Consider the following 14,707-nt stretch of genomic DNA (forward strand, 5'->3'; position numbering starts at 1 on the left):
CCCGCCCGCCGTCGTAAGGTCAAAGCCCACGCTCAGGCCGCTTCGTCGGCGCGCTTCTTTTCGATCTGGCCGATGGCGTCGACCACGGCGTCGAAGGTCAGCATGGTCGACGCATGGCGCGCCTTGTAGTCGCGCACCGGCTCCAAATAGCCGAGGTCGGCAAAGCGTCCTTCGGGTGGCGCGCCGTTCTCCTTCAGCATCTTCAGCATGGTCTCGCGCACCGCGCGCAATTCCTCGGCACTGGCGCCGACGACATGTTGCGCCATGATCGAGGACGATGCCTGTCCGAGCGCGCAGGCTTTCACGTCGTGGGCGAAGTCGGTGACCACGCCGTCCTCCATCTTGAGGTCGACGGTAACGGTCGACCCGCACAGCTTGGAATGCGCCTTCGCGGTCGCGTCGGGATGATCGAGCCGGCCGATGCGGGCGATGTTTCCGGCAAAACCGAGAATTTTCGCGTTGTAGACGTCGTTGATCATTATTTTCCAATCCGTCGCCGCCAAGCAAACAGCGATTGCCGTTGTTGCGTCTTTCATTCGCCCGGCACGACCATATATAATGCTGGCAGTCCGGTATCGACAAGGCGGCGAGAGCCACTGTCCTTGCCGGGAAGTTCACGCCGCTTACGGGGCTGGAAACGGGGCGAGTTTCCGACACCGAAAGGTCGTGGTCCGTTCAACTCGTTCCTCCTGAGAGAGGGACTACGGGAGACGCCTTTTATGGATGCCGTCATCAAGAAACTCATGCCCCAGTCGGCCTATATGGAAAAGCCGGTCACCGACCGCCCGAGCGAGGCCGAAGTCGAAGCCGCCGTGCGCACATTGCTGCGCTGGACCGGGGACAACCCGGATCGCGAGGGTTTGATCGATACCCCCAAGCGGGTGGCCAAGGCGTTCCGTGAAATGTTCGGCGGCTACGATATGTGCCCAGCCGAGGAGCTTGGCCGTACTTTCGAGGAGGTCGCCGGCTATGACGATCTCGTGATCGTCAAGGACATCCAGTTCCATTCGCATTGCGAGCACCACATGGTGCCGATCATCGGCAAGGCGCATGTCGGCTATCTGCCCGACGGCAAGGTCGTCGGCCTGTCCAAGATCGCGCGCGTCGTCGATATCTTCGCCCATCGCCTGCAGACGCAGGAAGCCCTGACCGCGCAGATTGCCGGGGTCATCCAGGACGTGCTCAACCCGCGCGGCGTCGCCGTCATGATCGAGGCCGAGCACATGTGCATGGCCATGCGCGGCATCCGCAAGCAGGGCTCAACCACGCTGACCTCCACCTTCACCGGCGTTTTCAAGGATACGCCCGAAGAGCAGGTTCGTTTTGTCACCATGGTGCGCGGCGGCGGCAGGGCGTAAGCCCCTTGCCGACGTCACGGTCAACAGGAAAATGGACCGGCAATGTCGGCACTGGAATTTCCGAAAGCTCCCTCGGACAAGAATATCCTGGAAGAAGGCACGGTGTTCTCGCCGCGCTTCGATGCCGCCGGTCTTGTCACCGTCGTCGTGACCGATGCCGCCGACGGCATGCTGCTGATGGTCGCGCATATGAATGCGCAGGCGCTGGCGCTGACGCTGGAGACCGGCATTGCCCATTACTGGTCGCGCTCGCGCAACGCACTCTGGAAGAAGGGCGAAACCTCGGGCAATTTCCAGCATGTCGTCGAGATGCTCACGGATTGTGACCAGGACGCCATATGGTTGCGCGTCAAAGTGTTGGGCCACGACGCAACTTGTCACACTGGCCGGCGTTCATGCTTTTATCGGACGGTGGGGCTGATCGACGGCAAGGGGACGCTTGCCGGCGACGGCAGCAAGCCGCTGTTCGATGCGGAAAACACCTATCGAAAGCCATCAGCTTGAACCTTCTGCCTCACACCGATCACATAGATTCATCATTTCGATACGGCCCATCCGTATAGTAGCCTGGGACAAGGGAGATCATGATGCTCGAATGGGCGTCATTGCCTAACAGACCAGATGTCAGGGAGGCCAACGGCCTGTCCTCGGCCGGCGGCGCATCCGCGACAAACTCTCCAAAGAAAACCGGCATTTCGCTCGCGCTCGGCGGCGGTTGCGCCAGAGGCTGGGCTCATATCGGCGTGCTGCGGGCGCTCGATGAAGCCGGCATCGAAGTTTCCATGATCGCCGGCACCTCGATCGGTGCCCTGGTCGGCGGCTGTTATCTCGCCGGCAAACTAAATGAGCTGGAAGAGTTCGCCCGGAGCCTCACAAGGCGGCGCATCTTCGGCCTGCTCGATCTCAACCTGCGCGGCAGCGGCCTCTTCGGCGGCATGAAGCTGGACGCGCGCCTGCGCGAGCACGTGGCTGGTATCCGCTTCGACGATCTGCCCAAGCCATTTGTCTGCGTCGCGTCGGAAATCCGCACCGGCCACGAGATCTGGCTGTCGAGCGGCTCGCTGATCACGGCCATGCGCGCGTCCTACGCGCTGCCGGGCGTGTTCGAGCCTGTCGATTGCAACGGCCGCGTGCTGGTCGACGGAGCGCTGGTCAATCCGGTGCCCGTTTCGGTCTGCCGCGCCTACGAGCAGCCGCTCGTCGTGGCGGTCAACCTCCACTACGACCTGTTCGGCCGCGCCGCCGTGATCAAACACAGTGCCGGCGAGCTGGTTATCGAAAAGGATGCGCCAAGGCCCGGCCAGGTCAACTCCCAGCACCAATCGCACCAGACGCGTCTGGGCATCACCGGCGTGATGGTGGAAGCCTTCAACATCATCCAGGACCGCATTTCACGGGCGAGGCTTGCCGGCGATCCACCCGACATGTCGCTGCAGCCCAAGCTCAGCCATATCGGCCTCACCGAGTTCCACCGGGCCGACGAGGCGATCCAGATCGGCTATCAGGCCACGATGGCGCAGATCGCCGAACTGACGCGGCTGCAGACGGTTCTCGCCTAGATCATCTCATCAAGCTCTATTCGCTTCGGCATAAACTGATTGCAAAATGCAATTGGTTATGGTGATCTGGGCCGACAAAAGCGGAGGTGCCGATGGCCAGGATTATCTATTCCATGCTGACGTCGTTGGACGGCTATATCGCCCGATCGGACGAGGACATCGGCTTGCCGGTGCCCGAAGCGGAGCTGCACCAGCATTTCAACGACATGATGAGACAGGCCTCCGCCGTACTCGCGGGACGGCGCATGTACGAGACGATGCGCTTCTGGGACAGTCCTGAGCGCGAGACCGGCGCCGACGAGGTCGAGCGGGATTTTGCCCAGGCATGGCGCGAAACGCCGAAGATCGTTTTCTCGACCACGCTTCGGCAAGTCGGGTTCAATGCCCGCCTGGTGGATGACGATGCCGAGAACACGGTACGATCCCTCAAGGCGCAGGCCGATGGCCTCGTCATCCTCGGCGGTGCCGGACTTGCGGCCTCTCTGGCACGAGCCGGTCTCATCGACGAATACCGGCTCTATATGCATCCTGTGGTGCTGGGTGGCGGCAAGCCTTATTTCCAATCCGGCCTGTCGCTGGCGCTGAAACCGCTCGGTACGGAAAGTCTTACCCAGGGCGTGACGTTGCTGCGTTATGCGCCGGCCGGCTGAATTGCCCGGTTTCCGCCGCGCGCCTACGCCCGTGCGGCATCGATAATGCGAAATTGCACCGTACGGTTGCCGTTCCAGTGATTGCCCGACAGCGAGCCGGCGACATGCATCGTCTTGCCCCGGTTCTTGAACAGGAATTCGCCAAGCACCGTGTCGACGGCGCGAAAGGCGATCGCCTGGATACGGCCGCCGCTCTCCGACTGTAAATCGGCGCGAATATGGTTGGTGCCGACCGGCCTGATATCGACCAGCCGATGGCGCGGCAAAGCGAAAACCGGCGCGACATGCCCGGCGCCGAAAGGGCCCGCCTTCTCCAGGGCGTCGAGCAGGCCGAGCGTCGCGCCTTCCGCGGCAAGCGCGCCATCGATGGCCAGGGTTTCCTCGTCCTGCAACCGGAAAACGTCGGCGGCCGCCCGCTCCTCGAAGAAGGCCCTGAGCTCGCCCAGCCTTGCGCGCTCGACGGTGATGCCAGCAGCCATGCCATGGCCGCCGCCCTTGACGATGAGCCCGGCATTGGCGGCTTCGCGCACCAGCCGGCCAAGGTCGAAACCCGACACCGAACGGCCCGAGCCGGTGCCGGTGCCGCTGGCGTTGAAGGCGATGGCGAAGGCCGGCCGCCGAGCGTGATCCTTCAGTCGTGAGGCAAGCAGGCCGACGATGCCGGGGTGCCAGTTGTTGCTGGCGGTGACGACGATTGCCGGACCGCTGCCGCCCGCGAGCTCGGCATCGGCCTCGGCGCGCGCGGCGGCGAGCATCTCCTGCTCCATCAGCTGCCGTTCCTGGTTCAGCCGGTCGAGCGTCTCGGCGATGGTCTGCGCCTCGACCGGATCGTCCGTTGCAAGCAGCCGGCTGCCGAGCGCCGCATCGCCGATGCGCCCGCCCGCATTGATGCGCGGGCCGATCAGATAGGCGAGATGGAAGGTGCTGATCGGCTCGCCAATGCGTGACACCCGCGCAAGGGCAGCCATCCCTTCATTCTTCTGCTGCCGCGCCACGTGCAGGCCCTTGACGACGAAGGCGCGATTGACGCCCGTGAGCGGCACCACGTCGCAGACGGTGGCAAGCGCGACGAGATCGAGCAGCGAAAGCAGATCCGGCGGCGTGGCGTCGGTCATCGCGCGCAGCACCTTCGCGGTTTGCACCAGAGCGAGAAAGACCACGCCGGCGGCACAGAGATGACCCTGTCCGGAAAGGTCGTCGTCGCGGTTTGGATTGACGACGGCATGCGCCGCCGGCAGCGCGCCGCCAACCTGGTGGTGGTCCAGCACCACCACATCGGCGCCCGCCTCCTTGGCGGCCTCGACGGAGGCGGCGCTATTGGTGCCGCAATCGACAGTGACGATCAGCGTCGCGCCGCGCGAAACCAGTTCGCGCATGGCATCGGGATTGGGACCGTAGCCCTCGAAAATACGATCCGGGATATAGATTTCCGACGGCACCGAGAAATGCGTGAGAAACCGCTTCAGTAAAGCCGACGAGGCCGCGCCATCGACGTCGTAATCGCCGAAGATCGCTATTTTCTCCCGGGCAACGACGGCGGCGGCGATGCGGATGGCGGCCTTGTCCATGTCGGTCAGCGAGGCTGGGTTCGGCAACAGAGCGCGGATCGTCGGGTCGAGAAACCGCTCGGTCTCATCGACGGCAACGCCGCGTCCGGCAAGAACGCGCGCGACGATGTCGGGCACGCCATGACCTTGCGCAATGGCAAGCGCGATCATATCCTGCCGTTCGGTCAGCCGGTGCTCCCAGGAGAGACCGGTCGCCGACTGCCTGACATCGAGGAAGAGGCGCCTGTCGCCCATCATGCGCTTTGCCAACTCATGGTTGGCGGCAGGATAATGCATGTCGCCCAAAAGTGTGCAGCGGTTTTGGGATAACGACATGCAGGCGTCGCAGAAGAATTCAAGAAAAACTACGCTTTCCGCTTTTCAGCCTGGCGCCGGACCCACTCGTCGGCTGCATCTCCCATCGTCTTTTCCCGACCGTCCTTGAGCCATGCCATGAAGGGTCGATCGAACCTGAACGTGTCGCCGCATTCGCGGGTAAGAAAGCGGCGCACCTTCTGGGTGTTGCGGTAGGATTTCGTGACAGGAGTGGCACGCGAAATCGGATCCGCGTGCCAGTCGAACGCCTTCATCATTAGTCCTTGCGCGGCCAGGTTCAGATGCAGCCAATGGCTAACAACTGCGGCCCGGCTTCGCAAGCAGGTCTAGAACTTATCCAGATCCTGGTGCCGGGCTTTGATCTCCCGCACGGTACGCGACGATGAGCGCAGCACGATCGTATGCGTGGTGATGTAGGTTCGGCCGAACTTGACGCCGGCCAGCATGTTGCCGTCGGTGACGCCGGTGGCCGCGAACAGCACGTCGCCGCGCGCCATGTCCTCGGCCCGATAAACCCGCTTCGGATCGGCAATGCCCATCTTTGCCGCGCGGGCGACCTTCTCAGGCGTATCGAGGATCAGCCGGCCTAGCATCTGGCCGCCGGTGCAACGCAGGGCGGCCGCGGCCAGAACGCCTTCCGGTGCGCCTCCGGTGCCGAGATAGATGTCGATGCCGGTTTCTTCCGGGTCGGTGGTGTGGATGACGCCGGCGACGTCGCCGTCACCGATCAGCCGGATCGCGGCGCCGGTGGCACGCACGGCGTCGATCAGCTTGGCGTGGCGCGGCCGGTCGAGGATGCAGGCCGTGATATCGGACACAGCGACGCCCTTCGCCCGGGCGAGGCTGGCGATGTTCTCGGCCGGCGTGGCATCGATGTCGATGACGCCTTCGGCGTAACCCGGACCGACCGCGATCTTGTCCATGTAGACGTCGGGCGCGAACAGCAGGCTGCCCTTTTCGGCGATCGCGATCACGGCAAGCGCGTTCGGCAGGTTCTTGGCGCAGATTGTCGTCCCTTCGAGCGGATCAAGCGCGATATCGACCGCCGGGCCTTTGCCGGTCCCGACCTCCTCGCCGATATAGAGCATCGGCGCCTCGTCTCGCTCGCCCTCGCCGATCACCACCGTGCCCTTGATGGCGAGGCGGTTGAGTTCCTCGCGCATGGCGTCGACGGCGACCTGGTCGGCAGCCTTTTCGTCGCCGCGGCCGCGCAGCCGGGCGGCCGCGACTGCGGCCCGTTCGGTGACGCGCACCAGTTCCATGGTGAGTATCCGGTCAAGGCCGGCGACGATGTTCTGGGCCACATTCATTTCGGCAAATCCTCGTTTGATGCCGCCTCCCGCCGGAGGCGCGCCTGTTTTGTCAAACGAGCATGACAACGGCAAGACCTGCCGGCAGCTTTATCGAAAGGACAGCAATATCAATCGATTGAACCGCATTCCTGAAACAATGCCCACCCGGTTCGAGACGACCCGGGCCGATACGAAACGGGAAATCCCCGTACCTCGCAGCCTAGAAAACCGCGAGGTATTTGAGCAGCGAAACAATGCCGATGATGATGACGATGATCTGCACGATCTGTCTCATCCTGGCGTCGAGCGGCAGTCGCTGTACGAGATACAGAACCAGGATAATGACCAGGAATGTAATGAGAATGCCGATCAGCATGGACGACGCCATGATACCCTCCCCGAGACGGCCGTGTTGAAAAACGTGGCGAGATGGCCGGCCAAGCTGGCCGCCCTTGCGGCTAATGGTACCAGCGGCGTGGCGTGTCGTTCATCGACTGGCCGATCGCGAGGCCGGCCAGGAAGCCAAGTAAGCCGATCACGCCAACCACTGCGGTCGTCGTGCCCGGATTTTCGCGCGCGGCTTCTGAAACGGACTGAGCCTGGCTGCGCAACTGCTGCGCTGTCCGCGAGGCGCGGGAAGCGGCTGTATCGTAGAAATCCGATGCCTGTTCGCTGGCGTCTTCGAGCATTTCCGCGCTGCGCGCCGAAATGCTCTTGTTGATCTTGGTGATTTCCTTGCGCAGGTCTGCGATCTGCTTTTCCAGCGTCTTCTGGATGTCCTCGATGTCAGGAGGGCCGGATTTGTTGGTATCAGCCATGAAGCGGCTCCCTTGGTTGCTGACCAAGAGAACGGTACCGACGCCATTTCGTTCCGGGCGGCAGCGGGATCCTCACAGAACGGAAATGCGCCGCGGTGGTTATGCCCGCGACGATGAGGCCGCTGCTACCCTGCTCGCTCGATGCGGATGACCTGCGGCTTGTCGGTCAGATGGCCGTCCTTGGTGATGCCGTCGACGGCCTTGCGCACGGCGGCCTCGGTGGTCTCGTGGGTGACGAGGATCACTGTCTTCTGCGCCGCCGCCTCACCGCTGACCGCGTGCTGGACGATCGATTCCAGCGAAATATCGTTGTCGGCCATGCGCTTGGCGATCGCCGCGAACACGCCGATGCGGTCATGCACGGTCAGCCGGATGAAGTAACCGCCGGCATGGCTGCGCATCTGCGCCTTCTTATACGGTTTCAGTTCCTTCGCCGGCAGGCCGAAGACAGGACCATGCTGGAAGCCGGGCCGGCTCTTGGCGATGTCGGCGACGTCGCCGATGACCGCCGAGGCGGTGGCATTGCCGCCGGCGCCGGGACCGGAGAGCAGCAATTCGCCCAAAATGTCGGTCTCGATCGCCACCGCATTGGTGACGCCATGCACCTGCGCGATGACGGAAGCCGTCGGCACCATGGTCGGATGCACGCGCTGCTCGATGCCGCTTTCGGTGCGCTGGGCGACGCCGAGCAGCTTGATCCGGTAGCCAAGATCGCCTGCCGCACGGATGTCGGCCTGGGTGATGTTGGAAATGCCTTCCATGTAGATGTCGTTGGCGGCAATCCTGGTGCCGAAGGCAAGGCTGGTCAGGATCGACAGCTTGTGCGCGGTGTCATGGCCCTCGATGTCGAAGGTCGGATCGGCTTCGGCATAACCCAGCCGTTGTGCGTCCTTCAGCACGACGTCGAAGGAGACGCCCTCCGCCTCCATCCGCGTCAGGATATAGTTGCAGGTGCCGTTGAGAATGCCGAACACACGGCTGACCGAGTTGCCGGCCATCGCTTCGCGCATCGTCTTGATGACGGGAATGCCACCTGCCACCGCGGCCTCGTAGTTGAGCAGCACGCCCTTCTTCTCAGCGATTTCGGCAAGCGCCACGCCATGCTTGGCAAGCAGCGCCTTGTTGGCGGTGACGACATGGCGGCCGGCTTCGAGCGCCGCCTTCACAGAGGCACGCGCCGGCCCCTCATCGCCGCCGATCAGCTCGACGAAAACGTCGATCTCGGCGGTCTGTGCCATCTTCACCGGATCGTCGAACCAGTTCGCGGAGCTCAGATCGGTGCCACGGTCGCGTTTGCGGTCGCGTGCCGAAACCGCCGACACGATGATATCGCGCCCGCATTGGCGGGTCAGCTCCGCCGCCTTGTCGCGCAACACGCGCGCCACCGATGCACCGACCGTGCCAAGTCCGGCAATTCCAACACGCAGTGCTTCAGCCATGGGAAGGCGGCGCCCCTCAAATCAGATCGAATTTGTATTTAACGGTGGGCGGAAAGCGGCACCACATTGTTGGGCTGCTTGGCGCTGGCAGACAGGAAGCGCTTGATGTTGCGCGCCGCCTGGCGGATCCGGTGCTCGTTCTCGACCAGCGCCACGCGCACGAAATCGTCGCCATGCTCGCCGAAGCCGACACCGGGCGCCACCGCAACGTCGGCATGCTCGATGAGCAGCTTGGAGAATTCGAGGGATCCCAGATGCCGGAACGGCTCCGGGATCGGCGCCCAGGCGAACATCGAGGCCGCCGGTGCCGGAATGGTCCATCCGGCGCGGCCGAACGCGTCGACCATCACGTCGCGGCGCTTGTGATAGATGTCACGTACTTCGGCGATGTCGGCGCCGTCGCCATTGAGCGCGTGCGCGGCCGCCACCTGGATCGGCGTGAAGGCACCGTAATCGAGATAGGATTTGACCCGGGTCAGCGCCGAGATCAGCCGTTCATTGCCGACGGCGAAGCCCATGCGCCAGCCGGGCATGGAAAAGGTTTTCGACATCGAGGTGAACTCGACGCAGACATCGATGGCGCCCGGCACCTGCAGTACCGAGGGTGGCGGATTGCCGTCGAAGTAGATTTCGGAATAGGCAAGGTCGGACAGGATGATGATGTCGTTCTTCTTGGCGAAGGCCACCACGTCCTTGTAGAAATCGAGCGAGGCGACCAGCGCCGTCGGGTTCGACGGATAGTTGAGGATCAGCGCCAGCGGCTTCGGGATCGAATGGCGGACGCCGCGCTCGAGCGCGGGAATGAAGCCGTCATCGGGCTCGACCTGCAGCGAGCGGATGACGCCGCCCGACATGATGAAGCCGAAAGCGTGGATCGGGTAGGTCGGGTTGGGGCACAGGATCACGTCGCCGGGCGCGGTGATCGCCTGCGCCATGTTGGCGAAGCCCTCCTTCGAGCCAAGCGTGGCGACCACCTGGGTGTCGGGGTTGAGCTTCACGCCGAAGCGGCGGGCATAGTAGTTTGCCTGGGCGCGGCGCAGGCCGGGAATGCCGCGCGATGAGGAATAGCGGTGCGTCCGCGGATCGCGGACGACCTCGCACAATTTGTCGACGATGGCCTTGGGCGTCGGAAGGTCCGGATTGCCCATGCCGAGGTCGACGATATCGGCACCGCGCGAACGGGCGCTGGCCTTGAGCCGGTTGACCTGCTCGAACACGTAAGGCGGAAGCCGGCGGACCTTGTGAAATTCTTCCATGGCAGTTCCAGACAGCAAGGGAGCGTTGGGCGCGCGCTATATACTCATTTACAGGTAGGGTCGAGGGTGGGGTCGCATTTGCCTTCGATCTGCTTCAGCGTCTGCGGGCCATGTTTCTTGGCGAGATCGGTCAGCGACGCCTGGTTGGTGACGGCCGCGCCGCCGCCCTTGGCGCCTTGCCCGTTCTCGTCGGCCTTCAGTTGGGCGAGCTTTGCGTTCTTCTCGGTCTCGGTGAATTGTTTCGCCGCCACTTGCGGCGGGATGTTCAGGTTCGGAAAGGTACCGGTGTCCTTCGGACCCGCGTCGGTGGCCATCGGCACCGGACCGCCGGTATTTGTGCTCGAGCATCCGGCAACGCCCAGGAGCATGATTGTCGCGCCGATGCGGCAAAAGTGGCCGGCACCGAAAAAAACAGTCTCGCCAAACTTAATCGTCATATTGTTTCCTTGGCAGCCGGGGTAGAGCGAGATTGGACCCTGTCGGATGTCCCATGTTAATATGTCAAGAAAACGCTTCCGGAGGAACCCCGCGAACCATGTCCAAAACACCCGATTCGGGCAAAGCGGAAGATGGCGGACCTTCGACGGTCGAGCAATATCTGGTGAAGGACCCGGAACGCTTCGCGCTGAACATGGCGCGGATGATCGAGCAGGCCGGCAAGGCGGCGTCCGCCTGGGCCGAGCCGCGCGAAAAGGGTGAGGTGCGCGACCACGTCGCCGAGCCGGTCGTCGACATGGTCAAGACCTTCTCGAAGCTCAGCGAATACTGGCTTGCCGATCCGCAGCGTGCGCTCGAAGCGCAGACGCGGCTGTTCGCCGGCTATATGACGGTTTGGGCGAATGCCATCCAGCGCGTCAGCCCCAACGCCGAGGGTGCCGACGATGCCGTCAAGCCGGAGCGCGGCGACAAGCGCTTCCAGGATCCGGAATGGGGCCGCAACGCCTTCTTCGATTTCCTCAAGCAGGCCTATCTCGTCACCTCGCGCTGGGCGTCCGAACTGGTCGAGCACGCCGAAGGCCTGGACGAGCATACCCGCCACAAGGCGAGCTTCTACGTCAAGCAGGTATCCAACGCCATCTCGCCGTCCAATTTCATCCTGACCAATCCGGAATTGTTTCGCGAAACCGTCGCCTCCAACGGCGAAAACCTGGTGCGCGGCATGAAGATGCTGGCCGAGGACATCGCCGCCGGCAAGGGCGACCTGAAATTGCGCCAGGCCGATTATTCGCCTTTCGAGATCGGCAAGAACATCGCCACCACGCCCGGCAAGGTGGTCGGCCGCAGCGATGTCGCCGAGATCATCCAGTATGATGCGGCGACCGAGACGGTGCTGAAACGCCCGCTGCTGATCTGCCCGCCCTGGATCAACAAGTTCTACATCCTCGACCTCAACCCGCAGAAATCCTTCATCCGCTGGGCCATCGAGCAAGGCCACACCGTTTTCGTCATCTCCTGGATCAATCCGGACGAACGTCATGGCGCCAAGAACTGGGAAGCCTACATCCGGGAAGGCCTGCAATACGGCCTCGACACGATCGAGAAGGCGACCGGCGAACGCGACGTCAACGCCATTGGTTACTGCGTCGGAGGCACGCTGCTGGCGGCGGCATTGGCGCTGATGGCTGGAGAAGGCGACGACCGCATCAAGTCGGCGACCTTCTTCACCACACAGGTCGACTTCACCTATGCCGGCGACCTGAAAGTGTTCGTCGACGAGGAACAGGTCGCGGCGGTGGAAAAGGCTATGAACGAAAAGGGCTACCTCGACGGCACCAAGATGGCCACCGCCTTCAACATGCTGCGCTCGGGCGACCTGATCTGGCCCTATGTCGTCAACAACTACATGCGCGGCAAGGATCCCCTGCCCTTCGACCTGCTCTACTGGAACGCCGATTCGACCCGCATGGCGGCGGCCAACCACTCGTTCTACCTGCGCAACTGCTATCTCGAGAACAACCTCTCGCGCGGCACGATGGAACTTGCGGGCCACACGGTCTCGCTCGGCGATGTCACCATCCCGGTCTACAACCTCGCCTCGCGGGAAGATCACATCGCGCCGGCGCTGTCCGTCTTCCTCGGCTCGAAATATTTCGGCGGCAAGGTCGAATATGTGATGGCGGGATCGGGGCATATCGCGGGCGTCGTCAATCCGCCCGCATCCAACAAATACCAGTACTGGACCGGCGGCCCGCCGAAAGGCGACTTCGACCAGTGGATAGAAAGCGCCACGGACCATCCCGGGTCCTGGTGGCCACACTGGCAAAGTTGGATAGAGGCCAAGGACAACACCCGCGTAGCTGCCCGCAAACCCGGCAAGCATATGAAAACCTTGGGCGATGCTCCCGGCACCTATGTCAAGGTACGTGTGTAACGGACTGTAATGTCTGGTGAGTTGACGCCCCCGCAAAAGCGGGCGAAATGGTGTCGTCAACCATTAAGCAGCCGCAATTCGGCAATCGCTGCAAAAATACTTACAGGCTTGCTGATTTGACACAGGTCTCGTTTCCGGATCGGAGACAAGGGGCACCCTAACGCAGACATACCAGTCAGCGCCAAGGATACACCGACCGGACATCGAGGGGGAATTTGACTTTGAAATCAGCAGGATGGAGCCTCGCAAAGGGAGAACGCCGCGTCATCGTGGCAGCGTTCTGCTCGATGCTTCTGGCCTCCTGCACATCGGCTGGCGATCCGACAATGTCGGTCGGAATGCCCGGCTACAATGCTTCCGCATCCGACATCCACGCCGCCTCCACGGGCAAGCCCCTCGCCGCCGATTCGTCGTCGCAGGTAGCGACGGAGCAGACGACCGTGATGAGCGAAAGCGACACGGCACTCCCCGAAAAGGTTGCCTACCTACCGATGGCCAAGCCTGGGGCCACTTTCCCGCTCACCATACCAGCCAGCGCGGAAACGATCGCGGCACAGACGCCGCAGTCCTTGCAACAACCGGTACAGACGGCGCAGCAGACCGACGCGGTCGCCCAGAAGATCGCCGCCGCCGATGCCGCCGCGACAGCGCCGAAGCCGGCCGCGGCACCGGTGATGAACAATCCGGTTTACGTGACCGCTGGTGAGGCGCCGCAAACCGAGGCGCCGAAGAAAAAAGGCTTCCTGGCCTCGATGTTTGGCACCACCCCCGCTTCGGCAACACCCGCTCCGCTGGTCAACACACGATCGGGCGAACAGCCTGCCGCGCAGGCCAAGCCTGCCCCGGCGGCAGCAAAGCCGATCATCACACTGGCCTCGGCCGATTCCACGGCAAAGCCGATACAGTTGGCTTCGACCGGGGACGATGCCGTTCACATCACGGGTAGCGATGCCCTGCCTGGCGTGCGCCAGACAGCCCTGTTCGAGATCAAACGCAAATCCGGCCTCGACGACGAAAGCGACGTCGACCTCAATGAGGACGAAGGCTCGGGCGGCAGCTATCAGGTTGCGTCTGCGGCCGGCATGGCGCGCCTGGCGCCCAACGGACTGCTGAAGCAGAATGAGAGCGTGGACGTCGCCTGCCTGAAGCCATCGCTGGTGCGCGTGCTGAAGACGATCGAAGGCCACTACGGCCGCAAGATGATGGTGACCTCGGGCTATCGCGACCCGGCCCGCAACCGCCGCGCCAACGGCGCCAAGAATTCGTTGCACATGTATTGCGCCGCCGCCGACATCCAGGTGCCCGGCGTCTCCAAATGGGAGCTTGCGAGCTACATCAGGACCATGCCCGGCCGCGGCGGCGTCGGCACCTACTGCCACACCGAATCGGTCCATGTCGATGTCGGCCCCGAGCGCGACTGGAACTGGCGCTGCCGCCGGCGCAGCGGCGGTGACGACGGCTAACAGTGCTTTGACAGGCGAAGCTTTCAGCGGCGAAGGCCCCGACTTCGTCATCCACGGGCGAAGCAAGAGCGAAGCTCCGTCGCGAAGCCCCGAAATCCATGCCGTGATCCTGGCAAAGATCGCAACGGGAGCAGAATTCTGCAACGCGGCAACGCGTTGAAGTCGCGGCATGGATCCTCGGGTCCGCGCCGCGTCGCTATGCTCTTTGCCCTGCCCGTGGATGACGAAGCGACTAATATCACCGCTGATCGCCAAGCCCTGCCGATCCCTCGCGAAATCGCTGATTTGGCGGGCTGGAAAAAAGTTGTCCAAGGCGGCACCTAACGGGTTGCCGGTTACGCGCAACGCCAGTATAAGCCGCTTCGTCTGAGCGCGCCCATCGTCTAGCGGTTAGGACACCGCCCTTTCACGGCGGTAACAGGGGTTCGATTCCCCTTGGGCGTACCAGATCTTCCGGACCACCGGCCCCTCTTCCGATTCTACGCAGCGAAGGTAGTGTGCTGAGAGTTCTGCAAATTCGCTGAGAGAGGGCGGTCATGGCAGGCTGGTGATGTTCAACGTCACCTGATTCCCGCGAAGGAACGCCACCATGACCAAGATTGAGAGTAAGACCGCCAG

The 14,707-nt window shown here is 63.0% G+C and carries 15 protein-coding genes and 1 tRNA gene; 7 read left to right on the plus strand and 9 right to left on the minus strand.

Annotated elements, in window-relative coordinates:
• Positions 1–32: 32 nt before the first annotated feature.
• Complete coding sequence (locus O7B34_RS24230) at positions 33–479, minus strand: iron-sulfur cluster assembly scaffold protein (RefSeq protein ID WP_015317578.1); 447 nt, start codon at positions 477–479, stop codon at positions 33–35.
• Positions 480–719: 240 nt separating this feature from the next.
• Here O7B34_RS24230 and folE point away from each other — a divergent pair, with 240 nt between their 5' ends.
• The 4 genes from folE (at position 720) to O7B34_RS24250 (ending at position 3,567) form a co-directional block, all read left to right on the plus strand.
• Positions 720–1,358: a GTP cyclohydrolase I FolE gene (gene folE / locus O7B34_RS24235; RefSeq protein ID WP_337148416.1), complete on the plus strand. Its 639-nt coding sequence runs from the start codon at positions 720–722 to the stop codon at positions 1,356–1,358.
• A 42-nt stretch (positions 1,359–1,400) separates the two neighbouring features.
• Positions 1,401–1,862: a phosphoribosyl-AMP cyclohydrolase gene (hisI, locus tag O7B34_RS24240; protein ID WP_337148418.1), complete on the plus strand. Its 462-nt coding sequence runs from the start codon at positions 1,401–1,403 to the stop codon at positions 1,860–1,862.
• A gap of 83 nt (positions 1,863–1,945) precedes the next feature.
• Entirely contained in the window at positions 1,946–2,917 is a 972-nt protein-coding gene (locus O7B34_RS24245) for a patatin family protein (protein WP_337148420.1), read from the plus strand.
• 92 nt (positions 2,918–3,009) lie between these two features.
• Positions 3,010–3,567: a dihydrofolate reductase family protein gene (locus O7B34_RS24250; protein WP_337148422.1), complete on the plus strand. Its 558-nt coding sequence runs from the start codon at positions 3,010–3,012 to the stop codon at positions 3,565–3,567.
• A 23-nt stretch (positions 3,568–3,590) separates the two neighbouring features.
• Here O7B34_RS24250 and recJ read toward each other — a convergent pair whose 3' ends face one another.
• The 8 genes from recJ to O7B34_RS24290 form a co-directional block, all read right to left on the minus strand.
• Positions 3,591–5,372 (minus strand): single-stranded-DNA-specific exonuclease RecJ, encoded by a 1,782-nt coding sequence (recJ, locus tag O7B34_RS24255; RefSeq protein ID WP_337148436.1) that lies wholly within the window; start codon positions 5,370–5,372, stop codon positions 3,591–3,593.
• 107 nt (positions 5,373–5,479) lie between these two features.
• Positions 5,480–5,704 (minus strand): DUF6434 domain-containing protein, encoded by a 225-nt coding sequence (locus tag O7B34_RS24260; RefSeq protein WP_337148424.1) that lies wholly within the window; start codon positions 5,702–5,704, stop codon positions 5,480–5,482.
• Positions 5,705–5,776: 72 nt separating this feature from the next.
• Complete coding sequence (gene glpX, locus O7B34_RS24265; RefSeq protein WP_337140666.1) at positions 5,777–6,760, minus strand: class II fructose-bisphosphatase; 984 nt, start codon at positions 6,758–6,760, stop codon at positions 5,777–5,779.
• Between the two features lie 202 nt (positions 6,761–6,962).
• Positions 6,963–7,130, minus strand: coding sequence for a Thivi_2564 family membrane protein (locus tag O7B34_RS24270; protein ID WP_084637105.1), 168 nt, complete (start codon positions 7,128–7,130; stop codon positions 6,963–6,965).
• 70 nt (positions 7,131–7,200) lie between these two features.
• Complete coding sequence (locus O7B34_RS24275; RefSeq protein ID WP_027146832.1) at positions 7,201–7,560, minus strand: DUF883 family protein; 360 nt, start codon at positions 7,558–7,560, stop codon at positions 7,201–7,203.
• Positions 7,561–7,685: 125 nt separating this feature from the next.
• Entirely contained in the window at positions 7,686–8,999 is a 1,314-nt protein-coding gene (locus O7B34_RS24280) for a homoserine dehydrogenase (protein ID WP_140508785.1), read from the minus strand.
• 38 nt (positions 9,000–9,037) lie between these two features.
• Positions 9,038–10,255 carry an LL-diaminopimelate aminotransferase gene (locus tag O7B34_RS24285; protein ID WP_015317568.1) on the minus strand — a complete coding sequence of 406 codons (1,218 nt, stop codon included), beginning with the start codon at positions 10,253–10,255 and terminating at the stop codon, positions 9,038–9,040.
• A 44-nt stretch (positions 10,256–10,299) separates the two neighbouring features.
• Positions 10,300–10,692, minus strand: coding sequence for a hypothetical protein (locus O7B34_RS24290; protein WP_337148425.1), 393 nt, complete (start codon positions 10,690–10,692; stop codon positions 10,300–10,302).
• Between the two features lie 98 nt (positions 10,693–10,790).
• Here O7B34_RS24290 and phaC point away from each other — a divergent pair, with 98 nt between their 5' ends.
• From phaC to O7B34_RS24305, 3 genes are all read left to right on the plus strand, one after another.
• Entirely contained in the window at positions 10,791–12,626 is a 1,836-nt protein-coding gene (gene phaC / locus O7B34_RS24295; protein ID WP_337148426.1) for a class I poly(R)-hydroxyalkanoic acid synthase, read from the plus strand.
• Between the two features lie 215 nt (positions 12,627–12,841).
• On the plus strand, positions 12,842–14,089 hold the full coding sequence (locus tag O7B34_RS24300) for a YcbK family protein (protein ID WP_337148429.1): 1,248 nt from the start codon (positions 12,842–12,844) through the stop codon (positions 14,087–14,089).
• A 372-nt stretch (positions 14,090–14,461) separates the two neighbouring features.
• Positions 14,462–14,536 (plus strand) — tRNA-Glu (locus O7B34_RS24305).
• Positions 14,537–14,707: the final 171 nt, after the last annotated feature.

It is taken from the genome of Mesorhizobium sp. Cs1299R1N3, from assembly GCF_037179625.1.
In the GTDB taxonomy this organism is placed as follows: Bacteria; Pseudomonadota; Alphaproteobacteria; order Rhizobiales; family Rhizobiaceae; genus Mesorhizobium; species Mesorhizobium salmacidum.

Excerpts from the sequence above, each read along its gene's own strand:
- O7B34_RS24230 (WP_015317578.1), bottom strand. The coding sequence starts at position 479 with ATGATCAACGACGTCTACAACGCGAAAATTCTCGGTTTTGCCGGAAAC.
- folE (WP_337148416.1), top strand. The coding sequence starts at position 720 with ATGGATGCCGTCATCAAGAAACTCATGCCCCAGTCGGCCTATATGGAA.
- hisI (WP_337148418.1), top strand. The coding sequence starts at position 1,401 with ATGTCGGCACTGGAATTTCCGAAAGCTCCCTCGGACAAGAATATCCTG.
- O7B34_RS24245 (WP_337148420.1), top strand. The coding sequence starts at position 1,946 with ATGCTCGAATGGGCGTCATTGCCTAACAGACCAGATGTCAGGGAGGCC.
- O7B34_RS24250 (WP_337148422.1), top strand. The coding sequence starts at position 3,010 with ATGGCCAGGATTATCTATTCCATGCTGACGTCGTTGGACGGCTATATC.
- recJ (WP_337148436.1), bottom strand. The coding sequence starts at position 5,372 with ATGATGGGCGACAGGCGCCTCTTCCTCGATGTCAGGCAGTCGGCGACC.
- O7B34_RS24260 (WP_337148424.1), bottom strand. The coding sequence starts at position 5,704 with ATGAAGGCGTTCGACTGGCACGCGGATCCGATTTCGCGTGCCACTCCT.
- glpX (WP_337140666.1), bottom strand. The coding sequence starts at position 6,760 with ATGAATGTGGCCCAGAACATCGTCGCCGGCCTTGACCGGATACTCACC.
- O7B34_RS24270 (WP_084637105.1), bottom strand. The coding sequence starts at position 7,130 with ATGGCGTCGTCCATGCTGATCGGCATTCTCATTACATTCCTGGTCATT.
- O7B34_RS24275 (WP_027146832.1), bottom strand. The coding sequence starts at position 7,560 with ATGGCTGATACCAACAAATCCGGCCCTCCTGACATCGAGGACATCCAG.
- O7B34_RS24280 (WP_140508785.1), bottom strand. The coding sequence starts at position 8,999 with ATGGCTGAAGCACTGCGTGTTGGAATTGCCGGACTTGGCACGGTCGGT.
- O7B34_RS24285 (WP_015317568.1), bottom strand. The coding sequence starts at position 10,255 with ATGGAAGAATTTCACAAGGTCCGCCGGCTTCCGCCTTACGTGTTCGAG.
- O7B34_RS24290 (WP_337148425.1), bottom strand. The coding sequence starts at position 10,692 with ATGACGATTAAGTTTGGCGAGACTGTTTTTTTCGGTGCCGGCCACTTT.
- phaC (WP_337148426.1), top strand. The coding sequence starts at position 10,791 with ATGTCCAAAACACCCGATTCGGGCAAAGCGGAAGATGGCGGACCTTCG.